Annotated in this window: 19 protein-coding genes; 17 read left to right on the forward strand and 2 right to left on the reverse strand. The window is 63.8% G+C overall.

Annotated features, from left to right (window positions below; translation table 11 throughout):
- Positions 1-4 precede the first annotated feature (4 nt).
- On the reverse strand, positions 5-1,330 hold the full coding sequence (locus R3E49_RS15385) for a DEAD/DEAH box helicase (protein WP_371295856.1): 1,326 nt from the start codon (positions 1,328-1,330) through the stop codon (positions 5-7).
- Between the two features lie 170 nt (positions 1,331-1,500).
- Here R3E49_RS15385 and R3E49_RS15390 point away from each other — a divergent pair, with 170 nt between their 5' ends.
- Both R3E49_RS15390 and R3E49_RS15395 read left to right on the forward strand, forming a co-directional pair.
- Complete coding sequence (locus R3E49_RS15390; RefSeq protein ID WP_371295857.1) at positions 1,501-2,484, forward strand: quinone oxidoreductase; 984 nt, start codon at positions 1,501-1,503, stop codon at positions 2,482-2,484.
- Entirely contained in the window at positions 2,481-3,080 is a 600-nt protein-coding gene (locus R3E49_RS15395; RefSeq protein ID WP_371295858.1) for a GNAT family N-acetyltransferase, read from the forward strand. Before R3E49_RS15390 ends, R3E49_RS15395 begins: the two co-directional genes overlap by 4 nt.
- Before the next feature lie 9 nt (positions 3,081-3,089).
- Here the strand turns inward: R3E49_RS15395 and cysK are convergent, their stop codons facing one another.
- Positions 3,090-4,058 (reverse strand): cysteine synthase A, encoded by a 969-nt coding sequence (gene cysK / locus R3E49_RS15400; RefSeq protein ID WP_371295859.1) that lies wholly within the window; start codon positions 4,056-4,058, stop codon positions 3,090-3,092.
- Positions 4,059-4,266: 208 nt separating this feature from the next.
- On the opposite strand from cysK, the gene gspC reads away from it, so the two are divergent.
- Genes gspC through R3E49_RS15475 form a run of 15 tightly spaced genes read left to right on the forward strand, consistent with a single transcriptional unit; the run spans position 4,267 to position 19,167 of the window.
- The gene (gene gspC, locus R3E49_RS15405; protein WP_371295860.1) at positions 4,267-5,307 is read left to right on the forward strand and encodes a type II secretion system protein GspC; all 1,041 of its coding nucleotides are present in this window, start codon (positions 4,267-4,269) and stop codon (positions 5,305-5,307) included.
- 45 nt (positions 5,308-5,352) lie between these two features.
- A complete protein-coding gene (gene gspD, locus R3E49_RS15410; RefSeq protein ID WP_371295942.1) occupies positions 5,353-7,380 on the forward strand; it encodes a type II secretion system secretin GspD in 2,028 nt (675 codons plus the stop codon).
- The gene (gspE, locus tag R3E49_RS15415) at positions 7,380-8,885 is read left to right on the forward strand and encodes a type II secretion system ATPase GspE (protein ID WP_371295861.1); all 1,506 of its coding nucleotides are present in this window, start codon (positions 7,380-7,382) and stop codon (positions 8,883-8,885) included. The genes gspD and gspE overlap by 1 nt, the downstream gene beginning before the upstream one ends.
- Positions 8,886-8,898: 13 nt before the next feature.
- Positions 8,899-10,119, forward strand: a complete 1,221-nt coding sequence (gene gspF, locus R3E49_RS15420; RefSeq protein WP_371295862.1) for a type II secretion system inner membrane protein GspF — start codon at positions 8,899-8,901, stop codon at positions 10,117-10,119.
- A gap of 4 nt (positions 10,120-10,123) precedes the next feature.
- A complete protein-coding gene (gene gspG, locus R3E49_RS15425) occupies positions 10,124-10,570 on the forward strand; it encodes a type II secretion system major pseudopilin GspG (RefSeq protein WP_371295863.1) in 447 nt (148 codons plus the stop codon).
- 4 nt (positions 10,571-10,574) lie between these two features.
- Positions 10,575-11,177: a GspH/FimT family pseudopilin gene (locus R3E49_RS15430; protein WP_371295864.1), complete on the forward strand. Its 603-nt coding sequence runs from the start codon at positions 10,575-10,577 to the stop codon at positions 11,175-11,177.
- The gene (gspI, locus tag R3E49_RS15435) at positions 11,164-11,622 is read left to right on the forward strand and encodes a type II secretion system minor pseudopilin GspI (protein ID WP_371295865.1); all 459 of its coding nucleotides are present in this window, start codon (positions 11,164-11,166) and stop codon (positions 11,620-11,622) included. The genes R3E49_RS15430 and gspI overlap by 14 nt, the downstream gene beginning before the upstream one ends.
- Positions 11,612-12,256: a type II secretion system minor pseudopilin GspJ gene (gspJ, locus tag R3E49_RS15440; RefSeq protein WP_371295866.1), complete on the forward strand. Its 645-nt coding sequence runs from the start codon at positions 11,612-11,614 to the stop codon at positions 12,254-12,256. The genes gspI and gspJ overlap by 11 nt, the downstream gene beginning before the upstream one ends.
- Positions 12,237-13,265, forward strand: coding sequence for a type II secretion system minor pseudopilin GspK (gene gspK / locus R3E49_RS15445; protein ID WP_371295867.1), 1,029 nt, complete (start codon positions 12,237-12,239; stop codon positions 13,263-13,265). The genes gspJ and gspK overlap by 20 nt, the downstream gene beginning before the upstream one ends.
- A 43-nt stretch (positions 13,266-13,308) precedes the next feature.
- Positions 13,309-14,502, forward strand: coding sequence for a type II secretion system protein GspL (gspL, locus tag R3E49_RS15450; RefSeq protein WP_371295868.1), 1,194 nt, complete (start codon positions 13,309-13,311; stop codon positions 14,500-14,502).
- The gene (gene gspM / locus R3E49_RS15455) at positions 14,502-14,972 is read left to right on the forward strand and encodes a type II secretion system protein GspM (protein WP_371295869.1); all 471 of its coding nucleotides are present in this window, start codon (positions 14,502-14,504) and stop codon (positions 14,970-14,972) included. The genes gspL and gspM overlap by 1 nt, the downstream gene beginning before the upstream one ends.
- A complete protein-coding gene (gene gspN / locus R3E49_RS15460) occupies positions 14,969-15,733 on the forward strand; it encodes a type II secretion system protein N (RefSeq protein WP_371295870.1) in 765 nt (254 codons plus the stop codon). Before gspM ends, gspN begins: the two co-directional genes overlap by 4 nt.
- Positions 15,734-15,762: 29 nt before the next feature.
- Entirely contained in the window at positions 15,763-15,942 is a 180-nt protein-coding gene (locus R3E49_RS15465) for a rubredoxin (protein ID WP_290741604.1), read from the forward strand.
- Positions 15,943-15,972: 30 nt separating this feature from the next.
- Positions 15,973-17,757 carry an aminopeptidase P family protein gene (locus tag R3E49_RS15470; RefSeq protein ID WP_371295871.1) on the forward strand — a complete coding sequence of 595 codons (1,785 nt, stop codon included), beginning with the start codon at positions 15,973-15,975 and terminating at the stop codon, positions 17,755-17,757.
- 60 nt (positions 17,758-17,817) lie between these two features.
- Positions 17,818-19,167: a sodium-dependent transporter gene (locus R3E49_RS15475; protein ID WP_371295872.1), complete on the forward strand. Its 1,350-nt coding sequence runs from the start codon at positions 17,818-17,820 to the stop codon at positions 19,165-19,167.
- Positions 19,168-19,169: the final 2 nt, after the last annotated feature.

Here is a 19,169-nt window from a genome sequence, read left to right on the forward strand (position 1 = left end):
GGCACTAGTCCTTGTCGGGGTCACGCCGTCTTTTCATCAGCGGCGCAAAGCCATCGTTTGCAGGGCGCGCGGTCGGAGGTTTGCGCGGCTTGCCCTTCGCTTTGGTATCCCGTGCGCGCACCTTCTTTTTGGTTGAGGGCGTCTTTTTCTTGCTGCCGCTGGCCTTGCCTGACGACTTCATCTTTTTGGGCCCCGCATAGCGCGCCTTCAGGCCAGGGAGCGAGCGCGGCTCCATCTCGATCTTCAGGTAGCGCTGGATGCTGATCATCAGGTTCCAGTCGGCAGCGCTGACCAGGGAGATGGCAGTGCCCTTGTGGTCCGCCCTGCCAGTGCGACCGGTGCGGTGCAGGTAATCGTCACCACTGCGTGGCAGGTCGTAGTTGATCACCGTGTCGATGCCCTGTATGTCCAGACCCCGTGCCGCCACATCGCTGGCGGTAACGGTGGTCACGCCGCCCTGCTCGAAGCGTGTGACAATGGCCTTGCGCTCCTCGGTGCTCATCTCGCCGTGCAGGCAGCCCGCGCGCAGGCCGTGGTGGCGCAGGTAATCAGCCAGCCGAGACGCCGTGCTGCGCTTGTTGGCAAAGACCAGTTGTTTGCGTCCACTGTCCTGTAGCAGTGCCAACAGCAGTTTGTCCTTGTGGTCCTGGCTGTCAGCGAGGATCCGCTGGTGATGAATACTTTCATGGGCGGCGCGAATGTCGCCGCAGCTTACCGCGACAGGGTCCTTCTGCAATGCTGCACTCATGTCGCCGAGCCCGCGCGCGTGCAGCGTGGCCGACAGCAGCAGGGTTTGCCGCTGCGGGGGGCAGAACGCCGCGATTTTAAGGACATCGTCCCTGAAACCCATGTCCAGCATGCGGTCCGCCTCGTCAATGACCAGTACGCGAAGGCCGCTGAGGTCGGCGCTGCGATGTTCGCAGTGTTCCAGCAGGCGTCCCGGTGTCGCTATGACGACCTCGGGATTTTTCCGCAGCAGGGATTTCTGGTACTTGAAGTCGGCACCCCCGGTCAGGGCATCCGCGCGCAGTGAGCTCTTGGCCAGCAACTGGCGACAGCTTTTCAGCACCTGCCGGGCCAGTTCCCGCGTGGGTACCAGCACCAGCATGAGGGTTCCGCCGCCCGTGGGTAGCGTGTTTCCCAGCAGGGCCTGCAGTCCTGGCAGCAGGTAGGCCAGCGTCTTGCCACTACCGGTGGGGGCGCTCACACGCAGGTCGGCCCCCGCCAGCGCCAGGGGAATAACGTCCTGCTGTACCGCCGTGGGCTGCCCGAAAGCCAGCTCCTCCAGCGCAAGTTGCAGGCTTCGGTCAAGGTCGAGGTTCTCTAACACATGGGTCATCTCGTGCCGCGGCGCGGGTGCTTTCCCAGCGCCTGTCAGGGAGTAAAGTGTATCACGTCGACGATGCATCCCCACACGTGTGGTTAACCGTAACTAGTCGTTTCCTCTGCTTCGCTTGTTTGGCACACTAAGCCGTATTTACACGGGGAACAGGCAGTCGCATGCACACTGGAACAGTAAAAGCGGTTCGTATCGAGGAAACGGGCGGGCCCGAGGTTATGCAGCTGGTGGATGTTGAACTGCCGCCGCCGGGGCCCGGTATGGTGACTGTGACGCAACAGGCCATCGGCCTGAACTTTATCGACACCTACCACCGCAGCGGCCTGTACCCGATCCCGCTACCCAGTGGGTTGGGCATGGAGGGCGCCGGCGTCGTAACCGCCGTCGGGGAGGGCGCCGAATTCGCCGTCGGAGACCGTGTGGCCTACTGCTCGGCCCTGTTCGGTGCCTACGCCCAGGCGGTGAACCTGCCGGCCTCACGGCTGGTCAGTATCCCCGATGGCATCGACTTCGAAACAGCGGCCGCGGCCCTCTTGAAGGGCCAGACCACCGAGTTTCTGCTGCAGCGGGTGTTCCCGCTCAAGGCCGGTCAGACCTGCCTGTTCCACGCGGCGGCCGGCGGCGTGGGGCTGCTGTTTGGCCAGTGGGCGCGCGCCATGGGCGTCACGGCCATCGGCACGGTCAGTTCAGCGGCGAAGGCGGAGCTGGCGCTGGCGCATGGCTATAGCCAGGTGGTGAATTACGCCGAGGAGAATGTTGCAGAGCGCGTGCGTGAGCTGACGGGTGGGCAGGGTGTGCCCGTGGTTTATGATGGTGTAGGCCGAGACACCTTCGATGCCTCGCTCGCCAGCCTGCAGCCGCGCGGCATGCTGGTCAGCTTCGGCAATGCGTCCGGCAAGCCTGAGCCACTGGATCTGCAAACCCTGGCCAACATGGGTTCGCTCTACGTGACCCGCCCCACGCTGCTGACCTATACCGCATCGACCGAAGACCTGCGCATGTCCTCTGCAGCGGTATTTGATCGTCTGCTGGCGGGTGAGGTGAAGGTCAGCATCGGCCAGCGCTACCCGCTGGCGGAGGTCGCTCGCGCCCATACCGACCTGGAGTCCCGCTTGACCACCGGCTCCACACTCCTGCTGCCATGAACGCTCCCCCGGGTGCCGAGGGCCATACGCGCGTGCTGCATGGCGAGCAGGTTCGACTGGAGCCACTGTCCCAGTCGCACGCACAGGGCCTCTTCCTGCGTGGCTGCCATGCCCCTGACTGGGCCTACATGCCGCGCAGCTGCTTTATCGATCTGGCGGATACGCGGCAGTGGATCGATGAGGCCGTTGCTGCGCCCGGTGAACAGGCCTGGGCGATTGTCGAGAACGCCAAGGGCAAGATCGTCGGCAGTACGCGCTACCTGAATATGTTGCCCGAGCATCGCAGCCTAGAGATCGGCTGGACCTGGCTGGGCCAGGAATGGCAGCGCACGGGCATCAACACGGAAACCAAGCTGTTGTTGCTCACCCATGCTTTCGAGCGGCTGCGCTGCCTGCGGGTGGAGTTCAAGGCTGATGCGCGCAATTTGCGCTCTCAGCGCGCGCTGGAGCGGATTGGTGCGATCCGGGAGGGTGTGCTGCGCAAACACCGCATTGTGCAGAACGACTTCTCGAGGGACTCCGTATACTTCAGCGTCCTGGACACCGAGTGGCCTGCCGTGAAGCGGCGCCTGGCGCAGCTGCGCGAGGGGCGCTGAGCGCCCTGGCTACTGCACCATTTCGTTTTCGCTGAAGCGGCCTTCGAACAACGCGGCGCTCAGGTAGCGCTCGCCGGAATCCGGCAGTATCACCACGACCATCTTGCCCACATTCTCGGGCTCGCGCGATACGCGGTCAGCAACAGCCATGGCGGCACCGCAGGATACGCCGGCGAGGATACCCTCCTGCTGCATGAGTTTGTGCGCCCAGGATATCGCGTCCTCGTTGCTGACCTGCTCCACGCGGTCGACCATGGACAGATCCAGGTTGGCAGGCAGAAATCCGGCACCGATGCCCTGTATCTTGTGCGGCGCGTGGGTCGGCTCAGTGCCCGCCTTGGCTGCGGTAATGACCGTCGTACTCGCGGGTTCGACCGCTATCGTCTGTATGGCCTTGCCCGCGGTGCCCTTGATGTAGCGCGAGGTGCCTGTCAGGGTGCCACCGGTGCCAACACCGGCAACCAGAATGTCAATTGCCCCCTCGGTGTCCTGCCAGATCTCCGGTCCGGTCGTGCTCTCGTGGATTGCCGGGTTGGCCGGGTTTTCAAACTGGCGCGCGCCCCAGTAACGCCCCGGGTCCGAGGCGATGATCTCCTCTGCCTGGGCGATGGCGGCGGGCATGCCCTTGCTGCCGTCAGTGAGAATGATCTCCGCGCCCAGCGCCTTCATCAGTTTCCGCCGCTCCAGGCTCATGGTGTTGGGCATGGTAAGGGTGCAGCCGTAGCCCCGTGCTGCAGCGACGAAGGCCAGCGCGATGCCGGTGTTGCCGCTGGTGGGCTCAACAATGGTCATGCCGGGCTTCAGGCTGCCGTCCCGCTCTGCCGCCAGCACCATGCTGGTTCCGATGCGGCATTTTACCGACATGGCCGGGTTGCGATTCTCGAGTTTGGCGTACACATTGCCTGTGCTGATGTGGTTGATGCGAACCAGCGGTGTGCCGCCAATGGTTTCCGAATTGTCGTTGAAGATGCGTCCCATCGGTCTTGCTCCTGAAAAGGTGTCGGCAGCGGGCAAGGTTAGTCAACTGGCCTGTCCCTGTCCATCGGCGCCATCCTGTCGTCACGTGGCGGTCATCTCACTGTCACGCAACCGTCACGGTTTTATCTTTTAATGGCGCACCCTATAATCGAGGCGTTTCGCCCATCGGGCCGCCGCGGGCGGGGCGGGGGTACATCGGGAGAGAGCATTGGCCGCAGGTTCACTGAGTCACAGCAGCGTCGCAGGCAAGGCGGTCGATGGGTTGCTGCGTCTGATCTCGGCCTTGACCCGCCCGCGCAGTGTGCTCTGGCTGCGCAGGGCGGTGGTACTGCTGGCCTGCCTCTGGATGTTGGCAGCGGCAGTGCAGCTGTTCTGGGCGCTGTTCCCGGTGGCGCCCGCGACCAGGCTGGAGGGTGCGGTGATCAACCCGCCAGCGCAGGTCATGGCAAACACAAGTAGCAGGGCACAGGTGGATATTGAGGCGCTGCGTGGCTGGTCCCTGTTTGGTGAGCCCGGCGCCGTGGCGGACGTCGAGGTGGCTGAGGAAAGTGCCAGCGAGGTGCGCAGCGCGCGGGAGGGCATTGAGCGAGGGGCGCGAGAGAGCCGGTTGGAGCTCACACTGCGCGGCATTATCGCCTTCAATGCCGCCGGCGAAGGCAGTGCCGTGATCGAACACCGCGGTCGCCAGGCCATTTACTCGGTGGACGACGAGTTGCCGGTTGCCGGCAGAGTGCTCCTGGCAAAAGTCATGCCGGATCAGGTTGTGCTCGACAACGGTGGCACCTACGAGCTGCTACGCCTGTATCCACCCTCGGCGTTGGACGCCCAACTGACAGGCGCGCAGAACGGGGTGCCCCGCACCGCGCGTCCCGCGGCGTCCGCTGCCACAGTGGTAGATCGTCGTATGGACCCCGAGTCCGCAGCACTGGCCGCAGAGTATCGAGACCAGTTGTATGAGGATCCACAGTCCCTCGCCGAGCTCGTGCGTATCAGCGCAGTGCGCGAAGAAGGCATACTCCGCGGCTACCGGGTGACACCCGGGCAGCACCGGAAGCAATTCGAACAATTGGGCTTTCGCCCTGGCGACCTGGTTGTTGCGGTAAACGGCTTGTCCCTGTCAGACCCGGCAAACACCATGCGACTCTATCAGGCCATGCGCTCCGCGAGCGAGGTGTCTTTCGACCTGCTGCGCGGCGCGGAGTCCGTGGCGCTGAGCGTGAGGCTTGATGATGCGCCGGCCGATCGGTGATAGAGTCACGGCTATTCAGTTAAGGACACAGACTCAGTGAGAATCATGTCGCGGGCACTGCGAGTACCGCTGTTTTATCTACTGGCCGCCCTGGGTGCGGCCACCGCGAGCGCTCAGGATTTTACCGTCAACCTGAAAGAGACTGATATTCAGGAGCTGATCAAGTTTGTCGCCGAGGCCACTGAGACGACCATCGTTGTGGACCCGGCGGTAAAAGGCAAGGTCAAGGTGGTTTCTTCCAAGCCTGTGTCGCGGGCGGAGCTCTATGATCTGTTCCTGTCCATCCTTGAAGTGCATGGCTACACCGCGGTTCGCTCTGGCGGCGTGGTGCGTGTCATCCAGAGCAAGGATGCCCGCTCGGCGCCTGTAACTGTGCGCGATGACGAAGGCCAGCGTGGCAATGATGAGTACGTCACCCAGGTCATGCGCCTGAAGAATATCTCTGCGGCCAAGCTGATACCCGTGCTGCGTCCCCTGGTGCCCCAGCAGGCGCACATGGCGGCCTATGCGCCGAGTAACGCGATCATCATTTCCGATGTCGCTTCCAACATCGATCGCATAGCGGCAATCATCGAGCGTATGGATCGCACGGCCACCCAGGAAACCGAGGTCATCAGGCTCCGCTACGGCGTTGCAGAGGATGTGGTGCGGATGCTCGATCAGCTGAACACCTCGGAGGCACAGCAGGGCACCGAGGTCGAGGTTATGCTGGTTGCAGATGCGCGCACCAACAGCGTGCTGGTCAGTGCCGACGAGCTTGAGCGCGCGCGCATGACCCGGCTGATCCGGTACCTTGACACCCCACTCGAGCAGAGTGGCAATGTGAAAGTCATTTACCTCGAGTATGCCAAGGCCGAGGAGGTGGCCGAGGTGTTAACCCGCGTCATGCAGAACATCGGTCGTGTCGATGCGGGAGAAGCGGGGCGTGCGCAGCGGGCAGGCGAGACCAGTGCCACCATCGAAGCCGACAAGAACACCAACGCCCTCATTATCACGGCGCCGACGGACAAAATGGCGGCGCTGGAGGCCGTGGTGGCACGTCTGGATATCCGTCGGGCCCAGGTGCTTGTGGAGGCCATCATCGTCGAGATGGAGGTGCGCGATGGCCAGGATCTGGGCTTGCAGTGGCTGTTTGCCAATGACAGCGGCTTTTTCGGCAGCAGTATCAGTGCCGACGACGCCCGTGCCCGTCGCATTGCGGGCGCGATATTGCCTGAAGACGGTGGCGACGATACCACCGGCGGCGTGACCACGGGCGACTTCAACGTGGGTGCCCTCGCCGGGGCGCTGGCGCAGTCACCGGGTGTGTCCCTCGGCTGGGGGGTGATCGACGATGACCTGTCAATGACGGTGATCCTCAACGCCCTGAAGGAAAATTCCAACGCCAATATTCTGTCCACGCCAAGTTTACTGACGCTGGACAACCAGGAGGCCTATATCACAGTGGGTCAGAACGTGCCCTTCGTGACCGGTTCGTTTACCAGTACCGGCACCGGCGACGGCGCCCAGAACCCGTTCCAGACCATCGAGCGGGAGAATGTGGGGATCACACTGAAAGTCACGCCCCATATCAATGAGGGTGATGCGGTGGTGCTGGATATTTCCCAGGAAGTGTCCAGCCTGAGCAATACCTCGGTGGTGTTGCAGGCCTCGGATCTCATTACCAACGAGCGTGTGCTGCAAACCAAGGTGCTTGCAGCGGATGGCCGCGTGGTGGTGCTGGGTGGTCTGATCAAGGATGATGTGCAGGACGCCACCCAGAAGGTGCCGCTGCTGGGTGATATACCCTTCTTCGGGCGCCTGTTCCGCAACGATGCGGTGCAGGTCACAAAGACCAACCTGCTGATTTTCATACGCCCCACCATCATCCGCGATGACGAGCAGTTGGCCGGTGCCACGGCGGACAAGTATCGCTATATTCGTGACCAGCAGGTACTGCGTCGAGAGCGCGGCCTGATGTTCCTCGATGATGGCAATATGCCGGTTTTGCCAGAGTGGGAGGAGCAGATCCGCCAGCTCCAGGAGATCCGCGACGAGGCGGGTAACGCACCGGCGGCCGTGGAGGCCAACTGATGTCTGCCGCGGACGTCACAGCGCCCGCAGCGTCGAGGTCAAACCTGCCCTTCGGCTTCGCCAAGCAGTATGGTGTGCTGGTGGACAACCGTGCGCAGGGCGCCGTGCTCATTCACCGCAATGCGCTGGAACCGCAGCTGCTGCTGGAGATCCGCCGCTGGCTGGGAACGCCCTTCGGGTTTGAACACGTCTCTGACACCGAGTTCCAGCGGCGCCTGTCCCGCGCCTACCAGCGCGACAACAACGCCGCCGTGCAGATGGCCGAGGACATCAGTGCCGATGTGGATCTGAGCCGTCTCGCCGATGAGATACCTGACGCCGGCGATTTGATGGACGCCGAGGACGACGCGCCGATTATTCGCCTGATCAACGCGATTCTGTCACAAGCGGTGCGGGAGCAGGCCTCGGATATTCACATTGAAACCTTTGAGGACCGCCTCAGCGTGCGCTACCGGGTTGATGGCGTGCTGGCCGAGGTACTGTCCCCCAAACGGATGCTGGCGCCATTGCTGGTGTCGCGGCTGAAGGTGATGGCGAAGCTGGATATCGCCGAAAAGCGCGTGCCACAGGACGGTCGGATTTCGGTGCGCATAGCCGGCCACGCCATCGATATCCGTATGTCGACCATGCCTTCCGCCCACGGCGAGCGGGTGGTGCTGCGCCTGCTGGACAAGCAGGCGGGCCAGTTGGAGCTGCAGCAGCTGAACATGAATGCGCAGGTTCTCGCGTGTTACGAGAAAGCCCTGCGCAGTCCCCATGGCATCATTCTGGTTACGGGCCCCACCGGTTCGGGAAAAACCACCACGCTGTATGCCGGCCTGACCCACATCAACCAGGCAACGCGCAATATCCTCACCATCGAAGATCCGGTGGAATACATGCTGCCGGGGGTCGGCCAGACGCAGGTCAATCCCAAGGTGGATATGACCTTTGCCCGCGGCCTGCGGGCCATCCTGCGGCAGGATCCCGATGTGGTGATGGTCGGGGAAATCCGCGACCTGGAAACCGCGGAAATTGCAGTGCAGGCGTCGCTCACCGGTCACCTGGTACTTTCCACGCTGCACACCAATACGGCTATCGGAGCAGTAACTCGCCTGCAGGATATGGGTATAGAGCCCTTCCTGCTGTCTTCCAGCCTGATTGGTGTCATGGCACAGCGTCTCGTGCGACTTCTGTGCAACGAGTGCAAGGAACCTCACCCCCTGGTGGACGCCGAACGGACGCTGCTCGGGCTGGCCGCCGATGATCACTCTGCCGTGAACGTCTATCGGGCGAAGGGCTGCGAGCAGTGCCACTACAGTGGATACCGCGGCCGCACCGGCATTTACGAGCTCATCGAGGTCACTGACGCGCTGCGTCTGATGATCCATGAGGGTGCGAGCGAGCAGCAGATGCTGGCGGAGGCGCGCAGGCACTATCCGGGGATCCAGGAAGACGGTCGCCGGCGCGTGCTCAGTGGTGAAACCAGCATCGAAGAAGTGCTGCGCGTCACCGCGGTGACCTGAGCGCTGAACCGGCATGACAGCATACCGTTATCAGGCACTGGATCCCGGCGGCAAGCTGGTCAAGGGCGTACTTGAGGGAGACTCCGAGCGTCAGGTGCGCGGCCAGTTACGCACACAGAAGCTGCGGCCGGTGGAAGTGTCGGTGGCGAACCGTCAGGCGGAAGGCAAACGGCGAACGGGCTGGTCCTTTCTGCAGCCACGTATCAGCGTAGCGGAACTCGCTCTGGTGACCCGGCAGCTCGCCACGCTGGTCCAGTCCAACCTGCCGTTGGACGAGTGTTTGCAGGCTGCTGCGGAGCAAAGCCGCAAAGGGCGCACACAGGGTCTCCTGCTGCAGGTGCGCTCCCGCGTTGCAGAGGGCCACACCCTGGCCTATGCCATGGGCGAGTTTCCCCTGGTGTTCAACGAAATGTATCGGGCCATGGTCAACGCCGGCGAACACGCCGGCTTTCTCGGGCCGGTTCTGGCCCAGCTGGCGGATTACAACGAACAGCGGCAGTACACGGCGCAGAAACTGAAAATGGCCATGATCTATCCGTTCATCCTGATTGCCGTGGCGCTGGCGGTAGTCGTGGCACTGATGATTTTTGTCGTGCCGGAACTGATCGGCATCTTCGCACATACCAACCGTGAACTGCCGTTGCTGACCCGGGGCCTGATTGTCGCCAGCGATTTTTCCCGGGATTATGCGCTCTGGGTGCTGGTGGCCATGGTGACCGTGGTGTTCGCGCTGCGCCGCTTGTTGCGTCATCCGCAACGCCGCAGGCGCTGGCATGCACTGCTGTTGCGCATCCCCGGTTTTTCGCGGCTGGTGATTGCAATGGACACGGCCCGCTTTGCCTCGACCCTGAGCATTCTCATGGCCAGCGGGGTGCCCCTGCTGGAGTCGCTGCGGATCGCCGGGCAGGTATTGACCAACCTGCTGCTGCGAGAGGACAGTGCACGGGTGGCGGAGCGTGTCCAGGAGGGCAGTAGCCTGCACCGTGCGCTGCGTGAAAGTGGCCGCTTCCCGCCGATGATGGTGCACATGGTGGCCAGTGGCGAGGCAAGTGGAGAACTGGAGACGATGCTCGCGCGCTCGGCCAGCAATCAGGAGCGTGAGCTGGAAATGACGCTCGGCACGATGATGAGCCTGCTTGAGCCGCTGCTGGTGGTGTTTATGGGCGGGATGGTGCTGCTGATCGTGATGGCCATCCTGCTGCCTATTTTTGATCTCAATACGATGGTGCGATAGTGATATGAAACTCCGGACAACAGCAAGGCGGTCCAGCGGTTTTTCGCTGGTGGAGATTCTGGTGGTACTGGTGATCATGGGGCTGCTGATCAGTGTCGTGGCACCTACGGTGCTGAACCGTGCGGATGAGGCGCGCATCCAGAAGGTGCATGCGGATTTCAAGGCGATTGAGACCGCGCTGAAGATCTACCGCCTCGACAACTATGTGTATCCAAGCACAGAGCAGGGTCTGGAGGCGCTGGTAGAGGCCAGCAACCTGGATCCGCAGCCGCGTAATTTCAAGGAGGGGGGCTACTTGCAGGAGATACCGCTGGACCCCTGGGGGCGTCCCTACCTGTACCTGAGTCCCGGCGAGAACGGCGAGGTCGACATCTACAGCCTCGGTGCGGACGGGCTGTCGGGTGGTGAGGGACAGAACGCCGACATCGGCAATTGGAAGGAGCGGGACTGAATCCATGCGCGCGCGGGCGGTTGTGGGTGCCCGCCGGGAGTCTGCCGCGCGGCGTCGCGGCTTCAGCCTGGTTGAACTGCTCGTTGTCCTGTTCGTGATTGTCATGATGACCTCGCTGGCAACCTTGAACGTCGGTGATGGCGGGCAGCAGCAGCTGCTTGAGTCGCAGGTGCGGGAGCTGCGTAACGTCGCAGAATTCGCCTTGGAGGAAGCGCAGATGGCCGGGCGTGATATGGGGCTGGTGTGGGCCGTGGACCCACGAGGCACGGAAACCCGGTACCTTTACGACTGGCGCGAACGCCGGCCCGAGGGGTGGCGGGCGCCGGCACTGGCCCGCGATGTGCTTGCGCCGCGCACGCTGGCGGCCGATGTGGAACTGGTGCTGCTGCTCGATGGTGTGCCCGCGACAGATCTGCTCGCCGCGCCGCTGGCTGAAGATGCTGCGCCGCAGGTCGTGTTTTACGCCAGCGGCGAGGTGGCGCCAGGTGCGCTGGAGTGGCGTAGCCGGCAGACCGGAGAGCTGCTGTGGCGACTCGAGTGGGATTTACTGGGGCGAATGGCGATGATGCCCCGCGGACTGGCGGACGACGTGGATGCGCTGCGCTAGGTGGCGGCCCGGCGGGCTGCGCGGTTTCACCCTGGTAGAGGTCATGGTGGCGCTGGCGATTGTCGCCCTGGCCTTGCCCGCGCTGCTTTTTGCCCTGCATCAGCAGGTGGACGGTACCGGTTACCTGCGGGACAAGTCACTGGCGCAGCTGCTGGCCAATAGGAAGCTGGTCGAGTTGCGGCTGCTGACGGCGGCCCGGGCAGAGTTGCTGCAGGGGGCCGACAGCGGCAGTGAAGAGTTTGCCGGGCGCCCCTGGCACTGGCGGCTGGAGAGCACCCCGACGCAGGTGCAGGGCTTTTTCCGGGTTGAAATTTCCGTGCGCGCCGGCGAAGGTGAGAGTGGTCCGCTGCTGTATTCGCTGGTTGCCTTCATGGCCATGCCCGGCGGAGTACGGCCGGGCGTCGCAACGCGGGCATCTGTGGGGGATTCACCTCTTGCGGGTTAAGGGTTTCACGCTGGTGGAAGTGCTGATTGCGCTGGCGATTACGGCCTTCGTTGCCGCGGTAGCCTACAGCGGACTCTCCACGGTCATCAGCGGCGTTGAAAGTACCCGCGTGGTGGCGGAGCGTACCTGGGAGGTGAATCGTGCCCTGCAGATACTGCAGCGAGACCTGCGGCAGTTCGTGAACCGCCCCGTACGTGATGAGTTCGGCGATGAGGAGCCGGCCTTGACCGGCGGGCCCGCGGCGCGCTTCCTGCTCAGTTTCACGCGCACCGGTTGGCACAACCCTGCGGCACAGCCGCGCAGCACGCTGCAGCGTGTTAATTATGTCTGGGAGGATGACAGCCTCTGGCGGGAGAGCTATTCCGTGCTGGATCGTGCAGGCTCCACCGAGCCGCAGCGCGTGCGCCTGCTGGACGGCGTTACGGGCGTCCAGATCACCTTTCTGGCCTCAGTGGCGGCGCTGCAGCCGGGTGCGCGAGGCACAGATGTCGATACGCGCAACTGGCCGGACAACTGGGTGGCGGATACCAGTCAGCCGGAGGCCACACTGGAGCCGCCGGCTGCACTGGAGCTTGCACTGGAACTCGATGACCTGGGCGACCTGCGGATGCTGTATGCGCTGCCCCCGCTGTAATCTTACTGCGCAGCGCGGCGTGGCCCTGGTGGTGGCGCTACTGGTGTTCGGCCTGTGCGCGGCACTCATGGTAGCGATGCAGCGCGAATTCACCCTGTTCGCGCAGCGTGGCGCGAACCTGTTTCTGCAGGATCAGGGTTATGCGTACCTGCGCGGGGCCGAGGAATTGGCGGCGGTAGCGCTGGTCATGGACTATGACGCCGACCAGTCGCGGGCGCAGCTTCGGGATGACAGGAGTGAGCTCTGGGCGCAGCAGGCGACGCCGTATCCTCTGGATGAAGGTGGCTGGCTGGTGGGGTCGCTGCAGGATCTGCAGGGGCGGTTCAACCTGAATGCGCTGGCGGCAGCGCCGAAGGAGGTAGATGAGGGTGCGGCCACGGAACGGTTTACCGCGGCAGAGGAGTTTTTTATTCGTCTACTGCAGGCGCTGCCTGACGCGCCTTTGGGGCAAACGGAAGCGGTGGCGGTTACCCGCGCCATCGGCGACTGGCTGGATGCGGACGGCATTCCACGTGCGTATGGCGCTGAAGACGATGTGTACTTCAGCCAGTCGCCACCCTACCGGGCCGCCAATCGGCCGATGGCCAGCGTCAGTGAGCTGCGCGCGGTTGCGAATGTCACGCCGCAGCTGTATCTCGCACTGGCGCCCTTGGTGACTGTCTGGCCGCGTACACCGGGACCGCTGAACATTCATACGGCAGCGCTGCCCCTGCTGCGGGCAGTCAACGGTGACGGTGACCTGGCGCCCCTGAGTGAGGCCCAGGGGGAGGCGTTGCTGCAAACGCAGGAAGAGCAGGGTGGCTTTGCTGATGTGACGGCCTTTCTCGAGAATCCGGTGTTCGGCGACAAGAGTACGGCCAAGGTCCTCGGCCTGCTGGGCGAGAGCACTTCCTGGTTTCTGCTCTCCGCCGAGGTGGAAGTTGCCGAGCGCAAGATGCGCTTGTACAGTGTCCTGCAGCGCGACAAGCGCGAGGTGCGACCGGTCGTGCGTGCGATGGGCAGCCTGTGACTCGCTCGCCATCCCCGGTATTGATGACAACGGAGAACGTCCTGTGCAGAACCTAGCCATCGTGCGCCTGATGGATGATGCGCTTGTCTGGTACCCTCCCGGCGCCGGCGAGCAGCCGCTGCCGCTGCACAGCGAGGAAGACGTTGCAGACTTTGCGGCCCGGCTGCGCAGTGCTCGCTGGCAGGCCTGTTTTGCGGCACCCGGAGCCGATGTGCGGGTGGTGACGTTTCCCGTGGCACCGGCCGAGAAAAAACACCTGGCGCGTGCGCTGCCCTACCTGTTTGAAGAGCAGGTCGCAGACGATATCGAAGCGCTGCATTTCGCGGCGCGCGCCCTCGACAAGTCCCGCTATGCCGTGGCCATCTGCAGCCACCACGCCATGCAGCGTTGGGCGGAGACGCTGGCGCAGCTGCCGGATCTGCCGCAGTGGGTGCCTGAGGCGCTGTTATTGCCCTGGCGTGCGGGTGAGTGGTGCCTGGTCATGGATGGTGAACAGGTTATCGTGCGCAGCGGTGAGGGTGACGGTTTTACCGTGGAGCGTGAGTTGCTCCCTGCGGTGCTCGAGGCTGCCGCTGAACAACAGCTGCCGGAGGCCATCATCGTCTACGCCGGGGATCACGCCGCGACACTCGAATTGCTGCCGCCGGGCTTGCGTGAACGTGTGCAGTGGCGGCAGGGGAATCTGTGCAGCGCACTGCTGTTGTCCAGCGAGGCGCCGGCGTTGAACCTGCGTCAGGGTGCGTATGCACCGCGCCTGCCGCTGCAGCAATGGTGGAATCACTGGCGCCTCGCGGCCGGTGTGGTCCTGGGCGCCTTTGCACTGCAACTGGCAGCGACCTGGGCTGACTACCGGTCGCTCGCAGCAGAGAACCTGGCGCTGCGCGGAGCCCTTGAAGCGAGCTATCGGCAGGCGATGCCCCAGGGTGCCCTGGTGGATGCCGAACGGCAGCTGCAACGGCAGTTGGACAGCCTCCGTGGTGGCCCCGGTGCCGGCAGCTTCGTACCGCTGCTGGAGCGCGCCGGCGGCGTTATCGCCCAGCGTCCGTCCGCCCGGGTGCTCAGCCTGAATTACAATCAGCGTGGTGGCGAGATGCGGTTGAACATTGTTGCCAGTGACTTTTCTGCCGTTGAGCAATTGCGTGCGCGGCTCGCGGATGCGGGTCTCGCCGCTGAAATGGAAAGCAGCAGTGCACAGAGCGATGGTGTGCGCGCACGGATCCGGGTGAAGGGGGCGTGATGAAAACGTGGTGGGTGCGCCTCACAGTGCGAGAGCAGGCAAGCCTGCTCGTGCTGGCTGTCGCCGTGGGTGTCTGGCTGCTCTGGATAGTGCTGTGGGCACCGTTGGCCGCCAAGCGCGACCGCATGGCGGAGCAGAATATTGCGACAGCGGAAGCGCTGGTGCGCGTCGACGCGCTGTCGGCGCTCGTCATTCAGGCACGCGCAGACGGTGCGCCGGTTCGTGCCACCAGTAATCTGGCTGCGGTGGTCAATCAAAGCACGGCCCGTTTCGGGCTCGCGGTGAGCAGGCTGCAGCCCGGGGCTGGCGGCGATCTGCAGGTGCGTCTGGAGAATGCCCGGTTTGCCGATCTGGCGGCCTGGCTGCATCAGCTCGAATCGCGCGATGGCCTGATATTCGAGGAGGTTGCAATCACGCAGGCGGGAGGTGCCGGACGGGTGAATGTCACGGTGCGGATCAGCCAGTCATGACCCGGACCCGCCTGCTCATGGGGTGCGTTGCCCTGTGTCTTCTGTTGCTGTTTCTGCTGGCAAGCGCTCCCGCCCATCTGGTTGTTCGTGCCCTCGCGGGCACGCCAGTGGTTGCCGACGGCCTGGCGGGCACGGTGTGGCAGGGGCGCGCAAGTCGCGTCCGAGTGGCGACCAATGCCGGGGTCCTGCACCTGGGCGCTGTGACCTGGTCGCTGCGCCCGCTTTCGCTGCTCGCACTGTCGCCCACCGTGCGGTTCAGCACCCGCTGGGGCACCCAGCAGGTGTCGGGTGAAGCCACGTGGTTGGGTGCGGGCGAGGTCCTGCTGAACGGTGTGGAGGCAAGGTTTGATGCATCGCTGCTGCGTCATGTGGCGCCGGTGGCGCTCACCGGCACCCTGGGTGCACAGATCGACACCCTGCACCTGCGCGATACAGTCCCCCTCGAAGCTGCGGCCAGGTTTACCTGGCAACAGGCGGGCTGGGACTCACCGCAGGGGCTTCTACCGCTGGGCAGCTACGCCGTCGATGTGCGTGGCGCAGCCCCGGCGCCATTGACCGGCAGTATCGTGACGCTCGCGGGGCCGCTGCGCGCCGAGGGAGAGTTGCAGTTGCAGCAGCGCGACTATAGCATCGCCATCTTGTTAACCCACGATGGAGCCTGGGATCCGCTGTTGCAGGAGGCGCTGGCATTGCTGGCCCGGCCCGTGGCGGCAGGCTACGATCTGCGACTCGGTGGTTCGATCCCCGGGCCGGATCGCTGATTCCACACAACCACACAGGAACAAGCACTATGAGCAAACCCGGCCAGCGCAAGTATGAATGTGTCATTTGCGGTTTCATTTATGACGAGGCTCTGGGTATCCCCGAGGACGGCATTGCGCCGGGCACACTCTGGGAGGACCTGCCCGATGGCTGGGAATGCCCCGACTGCGGTATTTCGAAAGAAGACTTCGACCTCATGGAAGGCTGAGCCCGCCTCCCGACTTTCTGGACATCCCCGATGACGACAGCAACCCGGTTGCAAGCCCTGCGTACACTGATGGCGGAGCGGGGTTACGATGCCCTGGTGATTCCGCGTGCCGATGAGCATCTCGGCGAGTACATTCCCCTGCACAACGAACGCCTGCTCTGGGTGTCCGGCTTCACCGGTTCTGCAGGTGTGGCGGTCGTCCTGCGTGATGCGGCGGCCATCTTCGTCGATGGTCGCTACACGGTGCAGGTACGGCAGCAGGTTGATGCCGCGCACTTCAGCTACCAGCACCTGATCAAAACCCCGCCTGCACAGTGGTTGACGACGACGTTGCAGGCGGGCGCCCGCGTCGCCGTGGACCCGAGGCTGCACAGTCTGCACTGGTATCGGGAAACGGAAGAGACGCTGCAGGCCTCCGGCATACTGCTCTGCGCCGATGCAGACAACCTTGTGGACCAGTGCTGGCTGGACCGTCCCGACGCCGATGTGCGCCCGGCATTGCTGCTGGACGAGACCTTCACCGGTGAGTCAAGCGCCAGTAAACGCGCCCGGATCGCGGCGGGTCTGGACGCGCATCGCGCTGACGCCGCGTTGGTGTTCGCTCCGGACTCGGTCTCCTGGTTGCTCAACCTGCGTGGGCTGGATGTCCCCTGCCTGCCGGTGCTGCAGTCCATGGCGCTGCTCCGACGCGACGGGTCTGTCGACCTTATCGTGGATCCGCGGCGCATGCCGGAGGGCTGGCAGCTTCACTGCGGCGCCGATGTGCGGCTGCATGCGCCGGAGGTCGCGGCGACGCTACTCGGCGGGCAGTCAGGCTGCCGGGTATTGGCGGACCCGCACACCGCAAACGCCTGGAGCCAGCAGCTTTTGCAGGACGGTGGGGCTGCCCTGATCGCCGCGCCGGACCCGGTGCTGCTGCCCAAGGCCTGCAAGAACGCCGTGGAAATTGCTGGCGCGCGCAGTGCCCACGTGCGCGATGCGGTCGCCGTGGTCCGTTTTCTTGCCTGGCTGGATACGGAACTCCAGGCGGGTCGCTATCATGATGAAGCGGGCCTTGCTGATCAGCTGCTGGCCTTTCGTGAGGAAGGCCAGCACTTTCAGGGACCTTCGTTCGAAACCATTTCGGCCGCCGGCGGCAATGCCGCTATGTGCCACTACAATCACCGGAATGGCACCCCGGCGCGGTTGCCACCCAACTCGGTGTATCTCGTGGACTCTGGCGGCCAATACACCGACGGTACCACCGACATCACACGTACCGTGGCAATTGGCGAACCACCGGCCGAGGTCCGCGAGCTGTTCACGCGGGTGTTACAGGGTCATATCGCGCTGGACCAGGTGCAGTTTCCGGAGGGGACAACCGGCACCCACCTGGATGTGCTGGCGCGCCAGCCGCTCTGGCGTGCGGGTTTCGACTACGACCACGGGACGGGGCACGGTGTCGGCGCCTTTCTCAGCGTGCACGAGGGTCCGCAACGTATCGGCCGGGCCTGGGGCGCAACCACCCTGCAACCGGGCATGATCCTCAGCAACGAGCCCGGTTATTACCGGGACGGCGCCTTCGGTATTCGCTGCGAAAACCTGGTGGTGGTGCAGGCGGTGGAGGGTGATCTGGAAACACCGATGTACGGCTTTGACGCCCTGACGCTGGTACCCTTCGACCGGCGGTTGATCGACGCCGGCATGCTGTCGCGCGATGAGCGGAGATGGATCGACAGCTACCACAGGCGCGTGGAGGACGCGGTGGGCCCGCTGCTGGCGGGGGCTGATCGACAGTGGCTGGCCCAGGCCTGCGCACCGCTCGCGGCCAGCTGATGCCCCGGGGGCTTTTGTGTACACTGTGAGTAATAATGAGAATACCGGGGGTCGAATACCATGGTTGTAGCACAGGCGGACCACTGGTCCTCGCGATTTGCTTTCCTGATGGCGGCTGTTGGCTTTGCGGTCGGACTCGGCAATATCTGGCGTTTCCCCTACATCACGGGTGAGAACGGTGGCGCGGCGTTTGTCATCGTCTATCTGCTCTGTGCCTTTGGCATAGGGATGCCCATCCTGATCGCGGAGCTGATGATTGGGCGCCGCGGTCAGGCCAGCCCGCCGGCGGCGATGGCGGCGGTTGCGGTGGAGAGTGCACGCAGTCGGCAGTGGCAGTGGGTGGGCGGCATGGGTTTGCTCGCGGCCTACACCATCGAGATCGTCTACGCGGTCATTGTGGGCTGGGTATTGTGGTATCTCTTCAAGGCGGTTACCACGGGTTTCGTCGGTGTCGATGCGGTAGACGCCGCCGCGCAATTCAGTGCCGTGCAGGCGGATACCGCAGGGATGCTGTTCTGGACGCTGGTGGGGCTGGCGATCACCGGGCTGATCATCTATGCCGGCGTCAAGGACGGCATTGAGCGGGCGGTGGTGGTGATGATGCCATTGATGTTTATGCTGCTCGTTGGCCTGGCCGTCTACAACTATTTCGCCGGGGGGTTCAGCGCGGCCATCGACTGGCTGTTCACGCCTGACTTCAGCAAGATCGGCCCGGATGCTGTGCTCGCGGCGATTGGTCAGGCGTTTTTCTCCATCGGGGTGGCGATGGGCGGCATGATGATTTACGGCTCGTATCTGCCCAAGTCGATTTCCATTGGCCAGTCAGCGCTGATCGTGGTGATTGCGGATACCTTCGTCGCGCTGCTGGCGGGCCTGGTGATATTCCCAGCCGTGTTCAACTACGGGCTGGATCCCGCCGCGGGGGCCGGCCTCATTTTCCAGACTCTGCCGGTTGCCTTTGCCCAGATGCCAGGGGGGCAGGTGTTCGGCCTGCTGTTCTTCACCATGCTGTCGGTGGCCGGCATCACCTCAATGGTGGGCCTTGTGGAGTGCGTAAATGCCTGGATCGACGAGCGGTACGGCATGTCGCGCCACCGCAGTACCTTGCTGGTCGTCGGCTCCATCGCCGTGCTCAATGTGCTGAGCATCCTGTCCTATAACGTGTGGGTGGATCTCAGGATCGGTGGTCTCAACTTTAATGACGCCGTGGATTATTTCTCCAACCAGATACTCCTGCCGTTGGGCGGCCTGTTGATTGCGGTGTTTGCCGGCTGGGTTATGACCTCCCGCGCGAGTCGCGATGAACTCTCCAGCATGCACGGCCTGGGGTATGCGCTTTGGCGCTTCACGATTCGCTTTGTCGTGCCGCCCGCGCTGGTGGTCATTTTCGTGCGCGGTGTGACAGGCTGACA

Source organism: Haliea sp., assembly GCF_041395985.1.
In the GTDB taxonomy this organism is placed as follows: domain Bacteria; phylum Pseudomonadota; class Gammaproteobacteria; order Pseudomonadales; family Halieaceae; genus Haliea.

What these genes read in the sequence shown, in the direction of transcription:
- R3E49_RS15475 (WP_371295872.1), top strand. Translation starts at nt 17,818, where the DNA reads ATGGTTGTAGCACAGGCGGACCACTGGTCCTCGCGATTTGCTTTCCTG.
- gspG (WP_371295863.1), top strand. Translation starts at nt 10,124, where the DNA reads ATGAAACTCCGGACAACAGCAAGGCGGTCCAGCGGTTTTTCGCTGGTG.
- gspN (WP_371295870.1), top strand. Translation starts at nt 14,969, where the DNA reads ATGACCCGGACCCGCCTGCTCATGGGGTGCGTTGCCCTGTGTCTTCTG.
- gspI (WP_371295865.1), top strand. Translation starts at nt 11,164, where the DNA reads ATGCGCTGCGCTAGGTGGCGGCCCGGCGGGCTGCGCGGTTTCACCCTG.
- gspF (WP_371295862.1), top strand. Translation starts at nt 8,899, where the DNA reads ATGACAGCATACCGTTATCAGGCACTGGATCCCGGCGGCAAGCTGGTC.
- R3E49_RS15465 (WP_290741604.1), top strand. Translation starts at nt 15,763, where the DNA reads ATGAGCAAACCCGGCCAGCGCAAGTATGAATGTGTCATTTGCGGTTTC.
- gspM (WP_371295869.1), top strand. Translation starts at nt 14,502, where the DNA reads ATGAAAACGTGGTGGGTGCGCCTCACAGTGCGAGAGCAGGCAAGCCTG.
- gspK (WP_371295867.1), top strand. Translation starts at nt 12,237, where the DNA reads ATGCGCTGCCCCCGCTGTAATCTTACTGCGCAGCGCGGCGTGGCCCTG.
- R3E49_RS15395 (WP_371295858.1), top strand. Translation starts at nt 2,481, where the DNA reads ATGAACGCTCCCCCGGGTGCCGAGGGCCATACGCGCGTGCTGCATGGC.
- gspE (WP_371295861.1), top strand. Translation starts at nt 7,380, where the DNA reads ATGTCTGCCGCGGACGTCACAGCGCCCGCAGCGTCGAGGTCAAACCTG.
- R3E49_RS15390 (WP_371295857.1), top strand. Translation starts at nt 1,501, where the DNA reads ATGCACACTGGAACAGTAAAAGCGGTTCGTATCGAGGAAACGGGCGGG.
- gspD (WP_371295942.1), top strand. Translation starts at nt 5,353, where the DNA reads ATGTCGCGGGCACTGCGAGTACCGCTGTTTTATCTACTGGCCGCCCTG.
- R3E49_RS15470 (WP_371295871.1), top strand. Translation starts at nt 15,973, where the DNA reads ATGACGACAGCAACCCGGTTGCAAGCCCTGCGTACACTGATGGCGGAG.
- R3E49_RS15430 (WP_371295864.1), top strand. Translation starts at nt 10,575, where the DNA reads ATGCGCGCGCGGGCGGTTGTGGGTGCCCGCCGGGAGTCTGCCGCGCGG.
- cysK (WP_371295859.1), bottom strand. Translation starts at nt 4,058, where the DNA reads ATGGGACGCATCTTCAACGACAATTCGGAAACCATTGGCGGCACACCG.